This is a genomic window from Rhizobium lusitanum (assembly GCF_014189535.1).
Classification (GTDB): Bacteria; Pseudomonadota; Alphaproteobacteria; order Rhizobiales; family Rhizobiaceae; genus Rhizobium; species Rhizobium lusitanum_C.
The window spans coordinates 3483953-3498175 of record NZ_CP050308.1 but is presented as its reverse complement, the minus strand read 5'-3'; the positions used below and the strand labels follow the sequence as shown (position 1 = coordinate 3498175).

Annotated in this window: 17 protein-coding genes and 1 pseudogene; 9 read left to right on the top strand and 9 right to left on the bottom strand. The window is 59.3% G+C overall.

Translation table 11 applies throughout. The features are described 5' to 3' along the window. The first annotated feature begins 136 nt into the window (after positions 1 to 136). Positions 137 to 322 carry a hypothetical protein gene (locus HB780_RS30655; protein WP_183691950.1) on the top strand — a complete coding sequence of 62 codons (186 nt, stop codon included), beginning with the start codon at positions 137 to 139 and terminating at the stop codon, positions 320 to 322. Positions 323 to 328: 6 nt separating this feature from the next. On the opposite strand, the gene HB780_RS30650 is transcribed toward HB780_RS30655, so the two are convergent. Further along, a complete protein-coding gene (locus HB780_RS30650; protein ID WP_183691947.1) occupies positions 329 to 673 on the bottom strand; it encodes a hypothetical protein in 345 nt (114 codons plus the stop codon). 86 nt (positions 674 to 759) lie between these two features. Here HB780_RS30650 and HB780_RS30645 point away from each other — a divergent pair, with 86 nt between their 5' ends. Next, positions 760 to 1116, top strand: a complete 357-nt coding sequence (locus HB780_RS30645) for an MmcQ/YjbR family DNA-binding protein (RefSeq protein ID WP_183691945.1) — start codon at positions 760 to 762, stop codon at positions 1114 to 1116. On the opposite strand, the gene HB780_RS30640 is transcribed toward HB780_RS30645, so the two are convergent. Further along, positions 1117 to 1737 (bottom strand): glutathione S-transferase family protein, encoded by a 621-nt coding sequence (locus tag HB780_RS30640; protein ID WP_183691943.1) that lies wholly within the window; start codon positions 1735 to 1737, stop codon positions 1117 to 1119. Between the two features lie 181 nt (positions 1738 to 1918). Further along, positions 1919 to 2275, bottom strand: a complete 357-nt coding sequence (locus tag HB780_RS30635; protein WP_183691941.1) for a DUF4406 domain-containing protein — start codon at positions 2273 to 2275, stop codon at positions 1919 to 1921. Positions 2276 to 2401: 126 nt separating this feature from the next. Between HB780_RS30635 and HB780_RS30630 the strand changes: the two genes are divergently transcribed. Together HB780_RS30630 and HB780_RS30625 are read left to right on the top strand one after the other, a co-directional pair. After that, the gene (locus tag HB780_RS30630) at positions 2402 to 3157 is read left to right on the top strand and encodes a DeoR/GlpR family DNA-binding transcription regulator (RefSeq protein WP_183697646.1); all 756 of its coding nucleotides are present in this window, start codon (positions 2402 to 2404) and stop codon (positions 3155 to 3157) included. Between the two features lie 169 nt (positions 3158 to 3326). Further along, a complete protein-coding gene (locus tag HB780_RS30625) occupies positions 3327 to 3803 on the top strand; it encodes a DUF2127 domain-containing protein (protein WP_183691939.1) in 477 nt (158 codons plus the stop codon). A 24-nt stretch (positions 3804 to 3827) separates the two neighbouring features. On the opposite strand, the gene HB780_RS30620 is transcribed toward HB780_RS30625, so the two are convergent. Continuing rightward, positions 3828 to 4835 (bottom strand): asparaginase, encoded by a 1008-nt coding sequence (locus HB780_RS30620; RefSeq protein WP_183691937.1) that lies wholly within the window; start codon positions 4833 to 4835, stop codon positions 3828 to 3830. Positions 4836 to 5012: 177 nt separating this feature from the next. Here HB780_RS30620 and HB780_RS30615 point away from each other — a divergent pair, with 177 nt between their 5' ends. Together HB780_RS30615 and HB780_RS33425 are read left to right on the top strand one after the other, a co-directional pair. After that, positions 5013 to 5294 carry a hypothetical protein gene (locus HB780_RS30615; protein WP_183691935.1) on the top strand — a complete coding sequence of 94 codons (282 nt, stop codon included), beginning with the start codon at positions 5013 to 5015 and terminating at the stop codon, positions 5292 to 5294. Positions 5295 to 5300: 6 nt separating this feature from the next. After that, positions 5301 to 5612, top strand: coding sequence for a type II toxin-antitoxin system RelE/ParE family toxin (locus HB780_RS33425; protein ID WP_183691933.1), 312 nt, complete (start codon positions 5301 to 5303; stop codon positions 5610 to 5612). Here the strand turns inward: HB780_RS33425 and HB780_RS30605 are convergent. Further along, positions 5595 to 6233: a helix-turn-helix transcriptional regulator gene (locus HB780_RS30605; RefSeq protein ID WP_183691931.1), complete on the bottom strand. Its 639-nt coding sequence runs from the start codon at positions 6231 to 6233 to the stop codon at positions 5595 to 5597. The two genes, HB780_RS33425 and HB780_RS30605, sit on opposite strands and share 18 nt — an antisense overlap. Positions 6234 to 6334: 101 nt before the next feature. Between HB780_RS30605 and HB780_RS30600 the strand changes: the two are divergent. Further along, a pseudogene (locus tag HB780_RS30600) lies at positions 6335 to 7758 on the top strand (MFS transporter). On the opposite strand, the gene HB780_RS30595 reads toward HB780_RS30600, so the two are convergent. The 4 genes from HB780_RS30595 to HB780_RS30580 all read right to left on the bottom strand — a co-directional run bounded on the left by HB780_RS30595 (position 7739) and on the right by HB780_RS30580 (position 11867). Then, complete coding sequence (locus tag HB780_RS30595) at positions 7739 to 8737, bottom strand: NAD(P)H-quinone oxidoreductase (protein ID WP_183691930.1); 999 nt, start codon at positions 8735 to 8737, stop codon at positions 7739 to 7741. The pseudogene HB780_RS30600 and the gene HB780_RS30595 sit on opposite strands and share 20 nt — an antisense overlap. Positions 8738 to 8818: 81 nt before the next feature. Further along, positions 8819 to 10624 (bottom strand): GGDEF domain-containing protein, encoded by a 1806-nt coding sequence (locus HB780_RS30590; protein ID WP_183691928.1) that lies wholly within the window; start codon positions 10622 to 10624, stop codon positions 8819 to 8821. Between the two features lie 210 nt (positions 10625 to 10834). Continuing rightward, the gene (locus HB780_RS30585; protein WP_183691926.1) at positions 10835 to 11086 is read right to left on the bottom strand and encodes a ribbon-helix-helix domain-containing protein; all 252 of its coding nucleotides are present in this window, start codon (positions 11084 to 11086) and stop codon (positions 10835 to 10837) included. Between the two features lie 232 nt (positions 11087 to 11318). After that, positions 11319 to 11867, bottom strand: a complete 549-nt coding sequence (locus HB780_RS30580; protein WP_183691924.1) for an HdeD family acid-resistance protein — start codon at positions 11865 to 11867, stop codon at positions 11319 to 11321. Positions 11868 to 12018: 151 nt separating this feature from the next. Between HB780_RS30580 and betI the strand changes: the two genes are divergently transcribed. Then, on the top strand, positions 12019 to 12633 hold the full coding sequence (gene betI / locus HB780_RS30575) for a transcriptional regulator BetI (RefSeq protein WP_183691922.1): 615 nt from the start codon (positions 12019 to 12021) through the stop codon (positions 12631 to 12633). After that, a complete protein-coding gene (gene betB / locus HB780_RS30570; protein WP_183691920.1) occupies positions 12630 to 14099 on the top strand; it encodes a betaine-aldehyde dehydrogenase in 1470 nt (489 codons plus the stop codon). The genes betI and betB overlap by 4 nt, the downstream gene beginning before the upstream one ends. Positions 14100 to 14223 lie beyond the last annotated feature (124 nt).

Here is a 14223-nt window from a genome sequence, read left to right as displayed (position 1 = left end):
CCGGCATCCTGGCATTCTCAATTGTAATAGTGCGAAATTCGCGCGATCATTGCAGCATAGATTCAGAAACCGCCACCGTACAACCGATCGATGCGCCCTCAGGACGCACCACCGCGGGAGAACAAGGAGGCATGCCATGTCGATACTGAAGCTTTTCTTCAATCATTTGCTGGACGAGAGTCGAGAGCCGCAGACCGACCCGCTGCAACATCCGGCCCTGGCGGCGATGTCGCTGGAAGAACTGGCGGACCTGCCGCTCATGCCAGAGAATCTGGGGCGCAAGACGGTGGAACGGGACATGCAATCGACGGCATGTGCGTGAGTGCGCTCATGGTGAAGCCCAATGATAGCTTTCCAGAACTCGTCCGTTGCCATCAAGAGAAACGGACCATGCCTCAAGGCCGGGAATGAGGTTTTCGTACCACAATCTTTCAACGCAGGGCATGGTACAGTTCGTATATGCGTAACCAGGATAGAGTCGGTCCGGCTTTTCGCGCGCGGTCGGGTGCCCGAGCTTGGCGAGAACAACTTTTTCCGTATCGCCTATTGCACCAGTTTCAAAAGCAGTCCGCCATCTTCTGTCGTAGTGGATATGCCCCTCTATAATGGACAGGAACGCTATCACCACGATGGCGTTTGCAAGTATTACCCGACCTTCTCGACTGATCGACATACCGCTCTCTACAAAGTCGGAGTTGTTTGTATGCCCCGTGACTTATATTCTCTTTTGCGCAAACACAATCAAAGAGAGCATGGCAGATGGGCATTGACACCGGCAACATTCTTCAGCGCCTTCAGCGGCTCGTAACAGCGTGCCACTTCCCAGAAGTTGAGATCAGCACTCATTACGGTATACCGGCATTGAAGGTCGGCGGCAAAGCGTTCGTTTGGGTCAAGAATATCGAGACCGTCGTGCTGGCCTTGCCAGTCGACCGCAAGGAACAGCTCATCGAAATGGCGCCGGAAATCTATTTCCAGACGGATCACTATGTCGGCTGGCCCTCGCTGCCGCTGCGCATCGCCGAAATCGGCGACGCCGAACTGCAGCTCCGGCTGATCGAAGCCTGGCAATTTCGCGCGCCGAAAAAGCTGCGCGCCGCCTTGGATGCCGTCTGATCAGCTCTGCTGGGCAGCAAGTGCCTTTTGCACGGCCGGGCGTTCCAGCATGCGCGCGTGATGGGCGCTGACCTTTTCGAAGCGGGCCATATCGACGCCGTCGCCGGGCAGCCACCGCGTCAGGGTGAAAAGATAACCGTCGGCGACGGTATATTGCTCGCCCATCACCCACGGACCTTCCAGCATCGTCTCTTCGATTAACGCAAAGCTTTCACCCATGGTCTGCGGCACCTTGGCCTTCATCGCCTCGATTGCCGAGGTATCGTCGGTCCAGCGATGGCCACGCATCTTATGGGCATGATTGGTATGCACAGTCGAAGCAAGATAGCTGTTGAAGGCCTGCATGCGGGCGAATTCGAAGGGATCGTCGAGCGGCGCCAGCTTTGCCTGTGGGGCGATCTGGGCGACATAGGCGAGGATCGCTACATTCTCGGTGATGACGCCCTTGTCCGTGATCAGCGCGGGAACGCGACCCTTGGGGTTGATCGCCAGATATTCCGGCGAACGCTGCTCGCCCTGGGCGAAGCTGATAGGCCGGGCTTCGTAAGCAAGACCGGATTCCTCAAGCGCAATCAGGCTTGCGAGCGCGCAGGTGCCCGCTGCAAAATAGAGTGTCGGCATATTCTCTTCCTCGGTTCGACTCCAAGGAAGGCTAAAGGCAACCGGGCAAATACGGAAGTGGCTGGCAGTGATACTTGCCATGAAAGCTTTTGATTGATGCGGAAAGGCATGCCCATCCCCATGACGCGACGCCGGAAACCGAAGGCCTGCACATAATGCCATGAAGATGGGCGAAAGTCCCTTAGGCGCAGCCGGGCACATCTTCCAGCCGATGCCAGACCGGAATACCGCGCTCGCGGGCAATGCGGACGTCGTTGTCGGCGCCCTTGGACTCGCCCGGCAATCTAAGCACACCCTCGCAAAGTTGCAGCAGCCGGTGGGCGGTTGGGTGGAAGATCTCCTCATAGAGATCGTCGCCGATACTCTTGCCGCCGGCGGCGTGCCAGACCGGCAGCGCGACCCATTCGCCGATCATCGGCAGGTGCCCTGCCCTGAACAGCGCATGGGACGGCTCTTCCAGCCGCCTAAGATTTGCGGCCATCTTTTCGGGATCGTCCCCGGTCCCGGAGCGATAAGGTCCGGCAATCAGGATCAACATGTCACATCTCCTTTTGCTCCTGCCCATTGCAGGAATTTGCACGAAAATGCATTAAATTTCTTGATTGTCGACTCATTTCTGATAAATTCACGATGCATCATGAATTATCGTGCAAAAGCAGGCAGCATGCTCACCAGTCAGCGAAAGACCCTCATCCTCGATATCCTGCGCCGCGACGGCCAGGTGATCGCCAAGACCGTCGCCGACGATCTCGGCCTGTCCGAGGACACGATCCGCAGGGATCTTCGAGAGATGGCGGCGGAAAAGCTGCTGAAACGCGTGCATGGCGGCGCACTGCCGCTCTCGCCTGAGCTACCCGATTTCTCGGCGCGGCAGAACGTATCGTCGGAGGCGAAGCGTCAGCTCGGCGCCTATGCGGCGGGAATGGTTCGGCCGGGACGGACCGTGTTTCTCGATGGCGGCACGACGAATGCGGAAATCGCGCGCCACCTCCCCAGGGATTTTCCCTTCACCATCGTCACCCACAGCCCGACGATCGCTGGCGAACTGGAGCATCACCCGACAGCCGAAGTCATCCTGATCGGCGGCAAGCTCTACAAGCATTCGATGGTGGCGACGGGAGCCGTGGCAATGGCGGCGATCTCGCTGGTGCGGCCGGACATCTTCTTTCTCGGCGTTACCGCCATCCACCCCGCCCGCGGCCTTTCGACCGGCGATTTCGAAGAAGCCGCCATCAAGCGGCATATCGCGCAATGTTCGGCGGAAACCTATGTGCTGGCGACGCAAGAGAAGCTGGATGCCGCCTCGCCTTGCCACATCCTGCCCATCACGGCGGTTTCGGGCATGATCGTGCCATCAGATATGACGGAGGAGAGCCTAGTGCCCTATCGGAGTGCAGGGATGCCTATTTTCGCCGTGTGACCGAAAGCACGGCACCACCCCGTTTGACTGGCGACAGAGGCAGCAGTCTTAAACTTGCGCTATCATGCCCACATACGGCGCAACAACGACACTAACCTGCGAAAATATGCACCCATTGCATGGTTGTCGGGTCTGCCTGGCTATTTCATCGAAAGCGGGTTGTAAGAGCATGAACGAACGTCGAATTCATCAACTCTTCGAGATCAGCGTGCTGTTGAAGGGAGCCCATGCCCTGATCGAATGCATTGGCGGAATAGCGCTTGCACTCATCAGCACCGATACGATCGTTCATCTCGTGAACCTGCTTACCCAAGACGAATTGGTCAAGAATCCGAACGACTTCATCGCAACGCACCTGCTTTCCTGGGCGCAAAACTTCTCCCTCACGACCAAGCACTTCTACGCATTCTATCTCCTGACCCACGGCCTGGTGAAAGTGCTGCTCGTCATCGGTCTTCTCAGGGGCAAGCTATGGGCCTATCCGGCGTCCCTAGTGGCTTTAGGGCTATTTATCGTCTACCAGCTCTATCGCTTCACCGACACCCACGGGATCGGGCTTCTGGTGCTGACCGCTTTCGACCTGGTGGTCATGGTCCTGATCTGGCATGAATACAGGCTCGTGCGGCAGCATCTGCCAGCCAAATAGACAACCTTAAGACACAACGGTATTCTAAGCCGTCAACGCTGCCGTCGCCCTGATATCGCCGACATGGATGCGGTTCCAGTTTTTGAGCACCTTGTTGGCCATGGCCATCAAACCCAAGTTGACGTCACCGCTTTTCTCGAAGAAGCGGGCGAGTGTGGCGGCCACCATGGCTTCGGCGGCGCGCGTCGTGCCGTCATCGCATTTGACCGCGATCGCAATACCCTGTTCGGGGATTGCCGCACAGAAAACGCCCTCCGCCCCGGTCTTGGCGAAAATCCTGCCGGGAGCGATCTGCATCAGCTTCGTGCAGGCGCGATCGGTGCCGGCGACATAGAAGGGCTCGGCCATGCAGGCGTCGATGAGGCGGCGAGAAGCCTTGGCGCGCAGCGGCTCCAGTCCGTTGCCGGTCGCCATTTTGGCGAAGCCATACGCCAGGCTTTTGAGCGGCACGGCATAGCTCGGGATGGCGCAACCGTCGATGCCGCAATTGTCGTGACCCAATGGCGTGCCCGTCAGACTCTGCATCGTCGTGCGGATCTGCTGTTGCAGCGGATGGTCGTAGCCGACATAGCCTGCGGGATCGATGTCCTGATGAGAGCAGGCGCAGATGAAACCAGAATGCTTGCCCGAGCAATTGTTGTGCAGCGCCGTCGGCTTCTCCATGGTGCGCGCTTGATGGATAATCGTCTTCTGATCAAAGGACCAATGTGCGCCGCATTCGAGCGTGGTGACATCCCGACCGGCCCGTGCAAGCATGGATGCGGCCAGCGCCACGTGCTCGTCCTCGCCATTATGCGACGAACAGGCCAGCGCCAGCTCCTTATCGCCAAAGCCATAGGCATCCGCCGCGCCGCTCTCGACCAGCGGCAAAGCCTGCATCGCCTTGCAGGCGGAGCGCGGAAAAACGCCGCGTTCGATATCGCCAAGCGAGAAAACCAGCTTCCCGTCACCATCGACCACGGCAACCGATCCGCGATGACGGCTTTCTACAAGATTTCCACGGGTGACTTCGACGCAGACGGGATTGGACATGATGGAAAGCGCTCTTCGATTTGCGGGATGAGGTATTGTTAGCCGCTGACTGGAGGGTTGCCAATCGGTATGCGAGATGAAACTGGCTCGGGAAGTTGAGGTGCAAGCCTGAAAACGAATCTGGTCCGCCAACTGGTTCGTGCTATTATCACGAGCACAGCTGATCTGGAGAAGTCTATGCCGCAATCGGCGCGAACCATGCATATCGATTTTCCAAATGAATTGCAGTCTCAGGTCGATGACCTTGCTGCTCAGACTGGTCGCTCGAACACCGATATTGTGACGGATGCGGTTGAGAGCTACCTGCGTAATCAGGCACGCTGGCAGCAGGACATGGATGCCGCATTGACAGACGTTGATAACGGCCTCGGTTACGCGGGCGACGATGTATTGGCATGGTTGGAAAGTTGGGGAGAAGATGCGGAGTTGCCGCAGCCTTCGCTCGTACGCAAGCAATAGCACCCCATGGAAATTCGCTTTTCTCGTGATGCCATGCATGATCTGCAAGAACTCAAGCATTGGCTGCGACCGTTGAGCCCACAGGGATATGGCAACGTATCCAAACGTCTTGCCGCCGCGATACAATCACTGAAACAGCAACCGTATTCAGGCCGCCCGACAATACGCGAGCATATTCGCGAACTCGTCGAGCCCCGATATGGGTTCATAGTCCCTTACATTGTCCGCGATCAAACTATTTGGATACTTCGGGTCTACAGCGCCAGACGGTATCCGCTCAATTATACCGATTTTCCGGGCTCAGCTGATCCCGTTTGACGCCGCCCTTATCCGATAGGCACAGCGCCTCGCCCCAAGCAAAATATGCTCCTCCCGCTCCACGCTCGCCGCCAATGCCTCACGAAACGTCTCGAGCTCCGATCGGCAGAAGCCGGCGCAGACGCTTGCGGCTGAACAGATGGGGCAGTGGTTTTCCACCAGCATGACGGAGCCATCCTCCTCCAGCCAGTGATCGGCCATGTAGCCTTCGCGCGTGCGGATGGCCGCAAGCGTGGCAACGCGCGAAGGAAGGTCGGAGCCGATGTCGATTTCGCTGCGGTAACGCTTCAGTGTCTCCACCTCACGGGCTGAAATCACCGCATTGACCGCCCCCTGCCCGAGCTGGTCGGCCATGGTTGCCAGAAGCGTCGCGGTGAGGTCAGCATGGCCGTCGGGAAACTGGCGGTTGCCGGCTGCCGTCAGATGCCAAAGCTGCCGTGGTCGCCCCCTGCCCGAAGAAGCCTCCGTCACCGGCTCGACCAGGCCCTCCTCCGCCATCTTCGTCAACTGCTGGCGCACCGCTTCCGATGAGATGCCGAGCGCGTTGCCGAGGGCTGCTGCAAGCTGCGGACCATCGGTTTTCAACAGGATCAGGATGCGGTTGACGGGCGACTGGCGCATTTTTCCAAGTTTTCTCTTGTTTTAATTTCGCGACGATGTAATTTTCCAATCTATAACTTGGAAAATAATTATTCGCCAGGGAAAACACCGAGGATCATCCGATGTCCAGCATCGACCACGCAGATACGTCCCGCTCCGACTCCATTTTCACCCTCTTCTCACCCCGGCTCCTGCCCGCGACATTGATGCTCGGCGGCGGCGTCACCCTTTACGCTGTCGAATCCTACATCACCGCGACGCTCGCTCCGTCCATCGTTCGCGACATCGGCGGACTGGAGCTGTTTTCCTGGATGACGACGCTTTTCGTCGCGGCTGGCGTACTCGGCTCGATCACGGTTGCGACAAGGCCGAGAGGCATGGGCCTGCGCGCGGTCTATGTCGCGGCGGCGCTGATATTCGGTGCCGGAAACCTGATCTGTGCCATAGCACCCACGATGCATGTCGTGCTGGCCGGCCGCGCCGTACAAGGTTACGGCGTCGGCATGCTGGCCGGCCTCGCCTATGCCTTTATTCGCTTCGTTTACCCCGAGCCGATGTGGCGCAAGGCTTCCACGCTTTACGCCGCAATATGGGGCGTCGCCAGGTGCTCGGACCGACGCTCGGCGGCATGTTTTCCGCCGGGCACGCATGGCGCGAGGCCTTCGTTATTCTTGTGCCCGTGGCCGGTCTCATGGCCCTGTCGGCACGATGGCTGCTGCCAAAGGTCAAGGACGATCGCGCCGAGGGGAAAACCCCGCTGGTCCAGATCGCGCTTCTGCTCACCGCGGTCCTGCTGACGAGTTTTGCGAGCACAAGCGATCATGGATCCTACAAGATCCTGCTGATTGGCCTATCCGTCGCTTTCATCGCGGCAATGTTGATCTTCGAGCGCAAGGGGCAGACCACGCTCCTGCCGAAGGGCGCCGTCATCCTCGCCAAGCCGATCTCCCGGCACTATCTGATGATGTTCACCATGATGCTGGTGCTGACGAGCGATATCTACATTCCTTACTTCCTGCAAAACCTGCATGGCGTTGCGCCGCTCGCCTCCGGCTATCTCGTCGCGCTGGTGGCGCTCGGCTGGACCGTGGCCGCCTTCTTCAGCGCCTCGTTTTCGGGACGGCAGGCCGCCATTGCGATCATCATCGGCTGCGTGCTTGAAACCATCTCCACCGCGTCGCTGATCCCCTTTGTGGCGAGAGACAATCCGGCCGGCCAACTCATCTGGCTCGCGCCCGCCGTCGTCTCCATGTTCCTGATGGGTTTCGGCGTCGGTCTCGGCTGGGGGCATCTGATCGCCAGGATCATCAGCCTTGCCGAGCAAACAGAGCAGGACAAAGCTTCGGCGGCGATCTCGATGGTGCAGTCGCTTGGCGGCGCATTCGGCGCAGCACTCGCCGGCGTCATCGTCAACAGTGCCGGCCTTGCCCATCCGGGCGGCATTGCAGGCAGCCTGTCGGCGGCGACATGGCTCTATGCGTTGATGGCCCTTCCCGGCCTCGTCGCCATCGCCCTGTCGTTCACCCTCAGGCCAGCTTCAGCATGATCTTGCCGATGTGATTGCTGGTCTCCATCAGCCGATGCGCGTCGATGACGTCATCAAAAGCGAAGGTCTTGTAAATGACGGGGGCAATCCTGCCCTCGTCGAGCAGCGGCCAGACCTGCGAGAGAAGATCATCGCGGATAGCGCGCTTCTCCTCCGCTGTGCGCGGGCGCATGGTCGAGCCCGTCACCGTCAGACGCTTGACCATGATCGGCTGCAGGTTGGCCTTTTCGGCCACCGCGCCACCCAAGAAGGCAATGATGGACAGGCAACCGTCCTTGGCAAGCGAGGCAAGGTTCTTTTCGAAATAGGCAGCGCCGATCATGTCGAGGATGATATCGACGCCCTGGCCGGTTTCCTCCTTGATAACCTCGGCGAAGTCTTCGTCCTTATAGTTGATCGCCCGCTTTGCGCCGAGCTTCTCGCAGGCCTCGCATTTCTCCTTCGAACCGGCGGTGGCGTAGGCCGTGGCGCCGAAGGCGTGGGCAAGCTGGATCGCCGTCGTGCCGATGCCACTGGAGCCGCCGTGGATCAAGACGCTCTCGCCTTCGGTGAGGCCAGCCATCTGGAAGAGGTTGGCCCAGACGGTGAAGAATGTCTCCGGCAGCGCCGCCGCGCGGACGGCATCGTAGCCGTTCGGAAACCGCAATGCCTGGCTGGCCGGGATGGCACAATATTCGGCATAGGCTCCGCCATTGGCGAGACCGCAGACCTTGTTGCCGATGGCGAACTCCGTGACGCCGCGTGCGACATCGACGACTTCGCCGGCAACTTCCAGGCCGAGTATAGGACTAGCATCCTTCGGCGGCGGGTAAATGCCTTGCCGTTGCGCCACATCCGGCCGATTGACGCCGACCGCCTCGACCCGGACGAGAATCTCGCCGTCTTTCAACACCGGCAGGGGCTTGCGGGCGATGATCATGACCTCAGGGTTGCCAAACGACGGCAAATCCACAAAACGCATTTCAGACGGCAAGCGCATGGCTCGACTCTCCTCATCCCAGTAAAGCAATGGAGATAGTTTAGCGCATGCCGCTTGAAAAGAAGCTGGTATGGGAGGGCGTCAATTCGTCTCGCCCAGGCTCAGGAACGCAATGCCGATTTCGCTCTCTTTCGCTCGCGCCTTGATGCCGGCGATCGAAGTGCTGACGCGGTTGATATCGTCGATCACCAACCCCTCTGGCAGCTCGAGAATGCCGATGGAACAACGCATCAGCGGGAACATGGCCTCCGTTCCGCTACGATCATGGCCACGGATACGGCCGGCGGCGCGATCCTCCGCTGAGTAGAACTCCAGAACGTCAGCATGGAAATCGGCAAGCAGCCTGTCCAGGATTTCGCGCAGCTCTTCCACAGTCCATCCGGAGACACTGATGAAGAAATCGTCGCCGCCGACATGACCGAGGAAATGGCGCTCGGCAAAGAAATAGCGCCGCATCAGAGCGGCGAATAGCGAGATGGCGTGGTCACCAAGATGGAAGCCGTAGGCATCGTTGAACGGTTTGAAATTGTCGAAGTCGCAATAGCAAAAGTGCCTGACCTCATCGCCATCGCGGCCGGTGCTCTGCATGAAATCATGAATGGCGCGATTGCCCGGCAGGCCGGTGAGCGGGTTCTGATCCTGGGCGACCTTGAGCTGCTTTTCGTTGATGACCTTGATCAGCGAGGCGGCCGAGACGATGCCGGCATAGTGCGTGCCCTCGGTGACGATCAGGCAATCGCTGCTTTCCATATTGGCAAAGATCGCCATCAGCGTGTCGGCGTCGGAATCCAGGCCGACGATCGGCGCCATCTCGACGAAATGAGAAATCGAACGCTCATAGACCTTGTTTTTCAGGAGGTCGCGGCCGAAGGGCTGGTAGATATATTCCTTGAGCTGGTACTCGTGGATGATGCCGCGCGGTTCGCCATTGGCATTGACGACGGGAAAATAGGCGCGACGCGGATTGCGGCGGAAAAGCTCGAAAACGCTGTCGATGCTGTCGTTCTCGCCGATGGTCGGCAGCACCTCGATCTGCTTGCGAATGAGAATTTCGTCCAGCGATTGGCTGTTGCGCGTCCTCTTGCCGAGATCCTGCAGATGCGGAAAGGCGGGCTTCAGCTCGTTGACCAGCATCGTCGGGCGGGCAATGAACCAGCCCTGGACGAGATCGACGCCGAATTCGCGGCAGGTCAGGAATTCCGCCTCGGTCTCGATCCCCTCGGCAATGACGCGCGTGCCGAGGACATGGGCGATATTGACGATGTTTCTGAGGATATGACGCTTGCGGGCGTTGCGATCGATATTGGCGACGAAATGCCGGTCTATCTTGAGATAATCGACGGGATAGTCGGCTAGGAGCTTCATTTCACCGTGGCCGACGCCGAAATCGTCGATCGCCAGCTTGAAACCGGCGTCCCGCATCTTGGCGACCAGATCGGAAAACTCCGGCACGCTGGTGTTATCGAAGCGCTCGGAGAGTTCGAAGCAGACGGAAGACGGCGCAATGCCGGCCTTCTTCATGTGCTGCAGCAAGCCATCGACCAGCAGATCGCCCTGCGGGATCAGGCGAACATCGAGATTGAGGAAAAGGGTCGTGGAGCCTGCATTGGGGAGCGTGGCGAATTTCGCCAGCGCCCGGCTCGTTACCATCTGCTCCAGCCCCAGGAGCTGGCCGGTGCGCTCGGCCTCATCGAGAATGTCGATCGGGCTGTCGAAGCCGATCCGCTCCTGCCCACGCATCAGGGCTTCATAGCCGAAGACCGTACCCGTCCCGGCTTCGACGATCGGCTGGAAGGCATTTTCGATCACGAGTTTGGCGAGCGTGACAATCTGATCGCTGGCATACCGGCGCAATACGCCAGGCTCAACGGCGGCAGTCAGGGACATGCCAATCTCCACTAAAGAATTTTTGATCTAAGTTTTTGAGTAAACTTTGGATTTAATGCATTTTCGGCTCAAGATGGGCCACAAGCATCAACGAAACCTTTCCCCTATGTGAAAGTTTCGTGAATGGTAAAAAAGCATTAACCATAGATATAGCCGCCTCGATCCAAGGATCGGCGACACCGGCTTCGCAAGATGCGAGACCCCAGAGGCTCAGTTATGCCGGTGTGTTTCCGCCTCGTAATCGGCGAACATGTCGGCGACACATCGGCTGCTCTTCACCACAGCATCGGGATCATTGGCCGCGCGCGGCACATCGCAAATCTCGCCACGCTTGCGCGCGGCATCCCACATGCGCAACGCCTCACGCACGACTTCGCTACTCGATGCATAAGTACCTGTGTCTACGGCCGCTCGGATACCGGCGACCTGAAGCGGAGAGATGGAAACCGTTACCATCGGCATGATATTCCTCCCTTTACGTTGTTCGGCAGAATTTGTCACTGGAGATCCGCTCCAGGATATTGAACCGGAGCCTTCAGGACGTGCCTCGATTGACACGGCCGCTCCGGGTGATGGCGCTGAACATTCAGTCCGTAGGCGCCGCTCTCATCCTGCATGACAGCCCCCAGAGAGTACCGCCGCTCACGCCTCTTGTCAAAAAGTCGCAAACCGTTACCGCCGGTTGTGCCCGCTTTTATCGCCTTAGCGCAAAGCCGAAAGCCATCAGCGTCCAGCCCTGGAACGTCAGGTCAACCGCGAGAAACAGGCCGAGAACCCAGAGGCTATTGACCGGCCAGCCGAGCGCAACGGCAATGCCGGCAAGCGCAGTGACCACGCCGCTGATGACGATCCAGACCGAGCCTCGCTCCGGCTTCAGCTTGCGGCCGACCCAGACACGGAATGTGCCGGCAATCAGCAAGGCGATGGCAAGGAACAGCGTCAGCGCTTCCGAGGCGAGCAAGGGATTGGCGAAGGCAAGGATGCCGGCGATCGTGTAGAGTAGGCCGCTCAGCACCCAGAACGGGATATGCTCCCATCCCCGCACCTGAAAGGCATGCGCCAGATGGATGATGCCGCCGATCAGCATCAGCACGCCGACATAGTAGACCGACGCAACGGTGGCGACGAAAAGATTGCCGAAGGCGATCGCACCGCAAATGAGCAGAAACACACCCAGCGCTACAAACCAACCCCACTTTTCGCGCATTACAGACGGGGGGACCTCATCCAGAATATTGACCATGACTGCACCTCCTCCTGCCTAAGAGTATGGCACAGAAATGCAACTCGGAAAGGAGCTTCGAATTTTCAGCACATATCTGGCCGCCAAGCGATTTTTTTATTGATTGATCAGTCAATCAAAAATACACTATCCGCAAGCTCAGGGGTAATTTATGCCGAAAGTCGGAATGGAACCGGTGCGCCGCAAGGCGCTTGTGGACGCGGCGATGCGCGTGATCGGCGATCACGGCTCGCTGACTGTAACCATGTCCGAAATTGCCAAGCAGGCCGGCGTTTCCCCGGCACTTGCGCATCACTACTTCGGCAGCAAGGAACAATTGCTGATCGAGACCGTCCGTCATCACCTACAGCGGCTGCGCGACAGCACCGTGACGGCGATGAAGGTGGCAACGACCCCGCGGGAAAAACTCTCCGCCGTCATCCATGTCAGCTTCCACGCCGATCAATTCGCACCGGAGACGATTGCCGCCTGGCTCGCCTTCTACGCCGAGGCGCAAAGGTCCGAAGAGACCCGCCGCTTCCTCGTTATCTATGCGCGGCGGCTACGCTCCAACCTGCTCGCCAACCTCAAGGCGCTGTGCCCGCGCGAAGACGCAGAACGCATCGCCGAGGGCGCTGCCGCGATGATCGACGGCCTCTATATCCGTCAAAGTCTGAGATCAGCGCCGATCAGCATCGAGGCTTCGATCGCGCTTACAGAAGATTACATCAATTCACTGCTTGCGCCGCTTTCCCGAGAGGCCGCCGTTCAAAGGACTGAGACATGACCCTCAAAGCCCAACCAATAGCTTCCCACTTCATCGACGGCGAATATGTCGAGGATACCGACGGTACCGTCTTCGAGAGCATCTATCCGGCAACCGGCGAAGTGATCGCCCGGCTGCATGCGGCAACGCCTGCCATCGTCGAGCAGGCAATCGCCAGTGCCAAGCGGGCGCAGCCTGAATGGGCCGCAATGAGCCCAACGGCGCGCGGCCGCATCCTGAAGCGTGCCGCCGACATCATGCGCGAGCGCAACCGCGAGCTCTCCGAACTGGAAACACTCGACACCGGCAAGCCGATCCAGGAGACCATCGTCGCCGACCCGACTTCGGGCGCCGACAGTTTCGAATTCTTCGGCGGCATCGCGGCCGCCGGCCTCAACGGCTCCTACATCCCGCTCGGCGGCGATTTCGCCTATACCAAGCGCGTGCCACTCGGCGTCTGCGTCGGCATCGGCGCCTGGAACTACCCGCAACAGATCGCCTGCTGGAAGGGCGCTCCTGCGCTGGTGGCCGGCAACGCCATGGTCTTCAAGCCTTCGGAAAACACACCGCTCGGCGCACTGAAGATCGCCGAGATCCTCATCGAGGCAGGGCTTCCCAAGGGGCTCTATAACGTCATCCAGGGCGACCGCGAAACCGGGCCGCTGCTCATCAACCATCCTGACGTCGCCAAGGTGTCGTTAACCGGCTCGGTGCCGACAGGCCGCAAGGTCGCAGCCGCCGCTGCTGGAAACCTCAAGCACGTCACCATGGAACTCGGCGGCAAGTCGCCGATGATCGTGTTTGAGGATGCCGATATCGACAGCGCAATCGGCGGCGCCATGCTCGGCAATTTCTATTCAACCGGGCAGGTCTGCTCGAACGGCACGCGCGTTTTCGTCAACCGGAAGATCAAGGCTGAATTCCTGAAGCGCCTGAAGGCGCGCACCGAGGCCATGCTGATCGGCGACCCCATGGACGAGGCAACGCAAGTCGGCCCGATGGCGTCCTGGGCACAGCGCGAAAAGGTGCTTTCCTACATCGAGAAGGGTAAGGCCGAAGGCGCGACGCTGGTGGCCGGCGGTGGCATTCCCAACAATGTCTCCGGCGAAGGCTATTACGTACAGCCGACCGTCTTTGCCGACGTTACCGATGACATGACCATCGCCCGCGAGGAAATCTTCGGGCCGGTCATGTGCGTGCTCGATTTCGATGATGAGGCGGAGGTGATTGCCCGCGCCAACGACACGGAATTTGGCCTCTCCGGTGGTGTCTTCACCGCCGATCTTACCCGCGCCCACCGCGTCGTCGATCAACTCGAGGCCGGAACACTGTGGATCAACACCTACAATCTCTGCCCGGTCGAAATCCCCTTCGGCGGCTCCAAGCAATCCGGCTTCGGCCGCGAGAATTCGCTGGCGGCGCTCGAGCATTATTCCGAGCTGAAGACGGTCTATGTCGGCATGGGGCCGGTGCAGGCGCCTTATTGATACACTTCCCCCTTAAGGGAGGAGGTCGCCGCATAGCGGCGGGTGGGGGGTGACCAGCCGCAACGCTTATACCAGTGATCACCCCGCCCCGGCCTGCGGCCGACCCTCCCCCCTCAAGGGGAGG

Bases quoted from the DNA above. Each gene is read 5' to 3' on its own strand.
- HB780_RS30655 (WP_183691950.1), top strand. From the start codon at position 137: ATGTCGATACTGAAGCTTTTCTTCAATCATTTGCTGGACGAGAGTCGA.
- HB780_RS30635 (WP_183691941.1), bottom strand. From the start codon at position 2,275: ATGTTGATCCTGATTGCCGGACCTTATCGCTCCGGGACCGGGGACGAT.
- HB780_RS30625 (WP_183691939.1), top strand. From the start codon at position 3,327: ATGAACGAACGTCGAATTCATCAACTCTTCGAGATCAGCGTGCTGTTG.
- HB780_RS30620 (WP_183691937.1), bottom strand. From the start codon at position 4,835: ATGTCCAATCCCGTCTGCGTCGAAGTCACCCGTGGAAATCTTGTAGAA.
- HB780_RS30595 (WP_183691930.1), bottom strand. From the start codon at position 8,737: ATGCGCTTGCCGTCTGAAATGCGTTTTGTGGATTTGCCGTCGTTTGGC.
- betI (WP_183691922.1), top strand. From the start codon at position 12,019: ATGCCGAAAGTCGGAATGGAACCGGTGCGCCGCAAGGCGCTTGTGGAC.
- HB780_RS30650 (WP_183691947.1), bottom strand. From the start codon at position 673: ATGTCGATCAGTCGAGAAGGTCGGGTAATACTTGCAAACGCCATCGTG.
- HB780_RS30580 (WP_183691924.1), bottom strand. From the start codon at position 11,867: ATGGTCAATATTCTGGATGAGGTCCCCCCGTCTGTAATGCGCGAAAAG.
- HB780_RS30630 (WP_183697646.1), top strand. From the start codon at position 2,402: ATGCTCACCAGTCAGCGAAAGACCCTCATCCTCGATATCCTGCGCCGC.
- HB780_RS30615 (WP_183691935.1), top strand. From the start codon at position 5,013: ATGCCGCAATCGGCGCGAACCATGCATATCGATTTTCCAAATGAATTG.
- HB780_RS30605 (WP_183691931.1), bottom strand. From the start codon at position 6,233: ATGCGCCAGTCGCCCGTCAACCGCATCCTGATCCTGTTGAAAACCGAT.
- betB (WP_183691920.1), top strand. From the start codon at position 12,630: ATGACCCTCAAAGCCCAACCAATAGCTTCCCACTTCATCGACGGCGAA.
- HB780_RS30590 (WP_183691928.1), bottom strand. From the start codon at position 10,624: ATGTCCCTGACTGCCGCCGTTGAGCCTGGCGTATTGCGCCGGTATGCC.
- HB780_RS30640 (WP_183691943.1), bottom strand. From the start codon at position 1,737: ATGCCGACACTCTATTTTGCAGCGGGCACCTGCGCGCTCGCAAGCCTG.
- HB780_RS33425 (WP_183691933.1), top strand. From the start codon at position 5,301: ATGGAAATTCGCTTTTCTCGTGATGCCATGCATGATCTGCAAGAACTC.
- HB780_RS30585 (WP_183691926.1), bottom strand. From the start codon at position 11,086: ATGCCGATGGTAACGGTTTCCATCTCTCCGCTTCAGGTCGCCGGTATC.
- HB780_RS30645 (WP_183691945.1), top strand. From the start codon at position 760: ATGGGCATTGACACCGGCAACATTCTTCAGCGCCTTCAGCGGCTCGTA.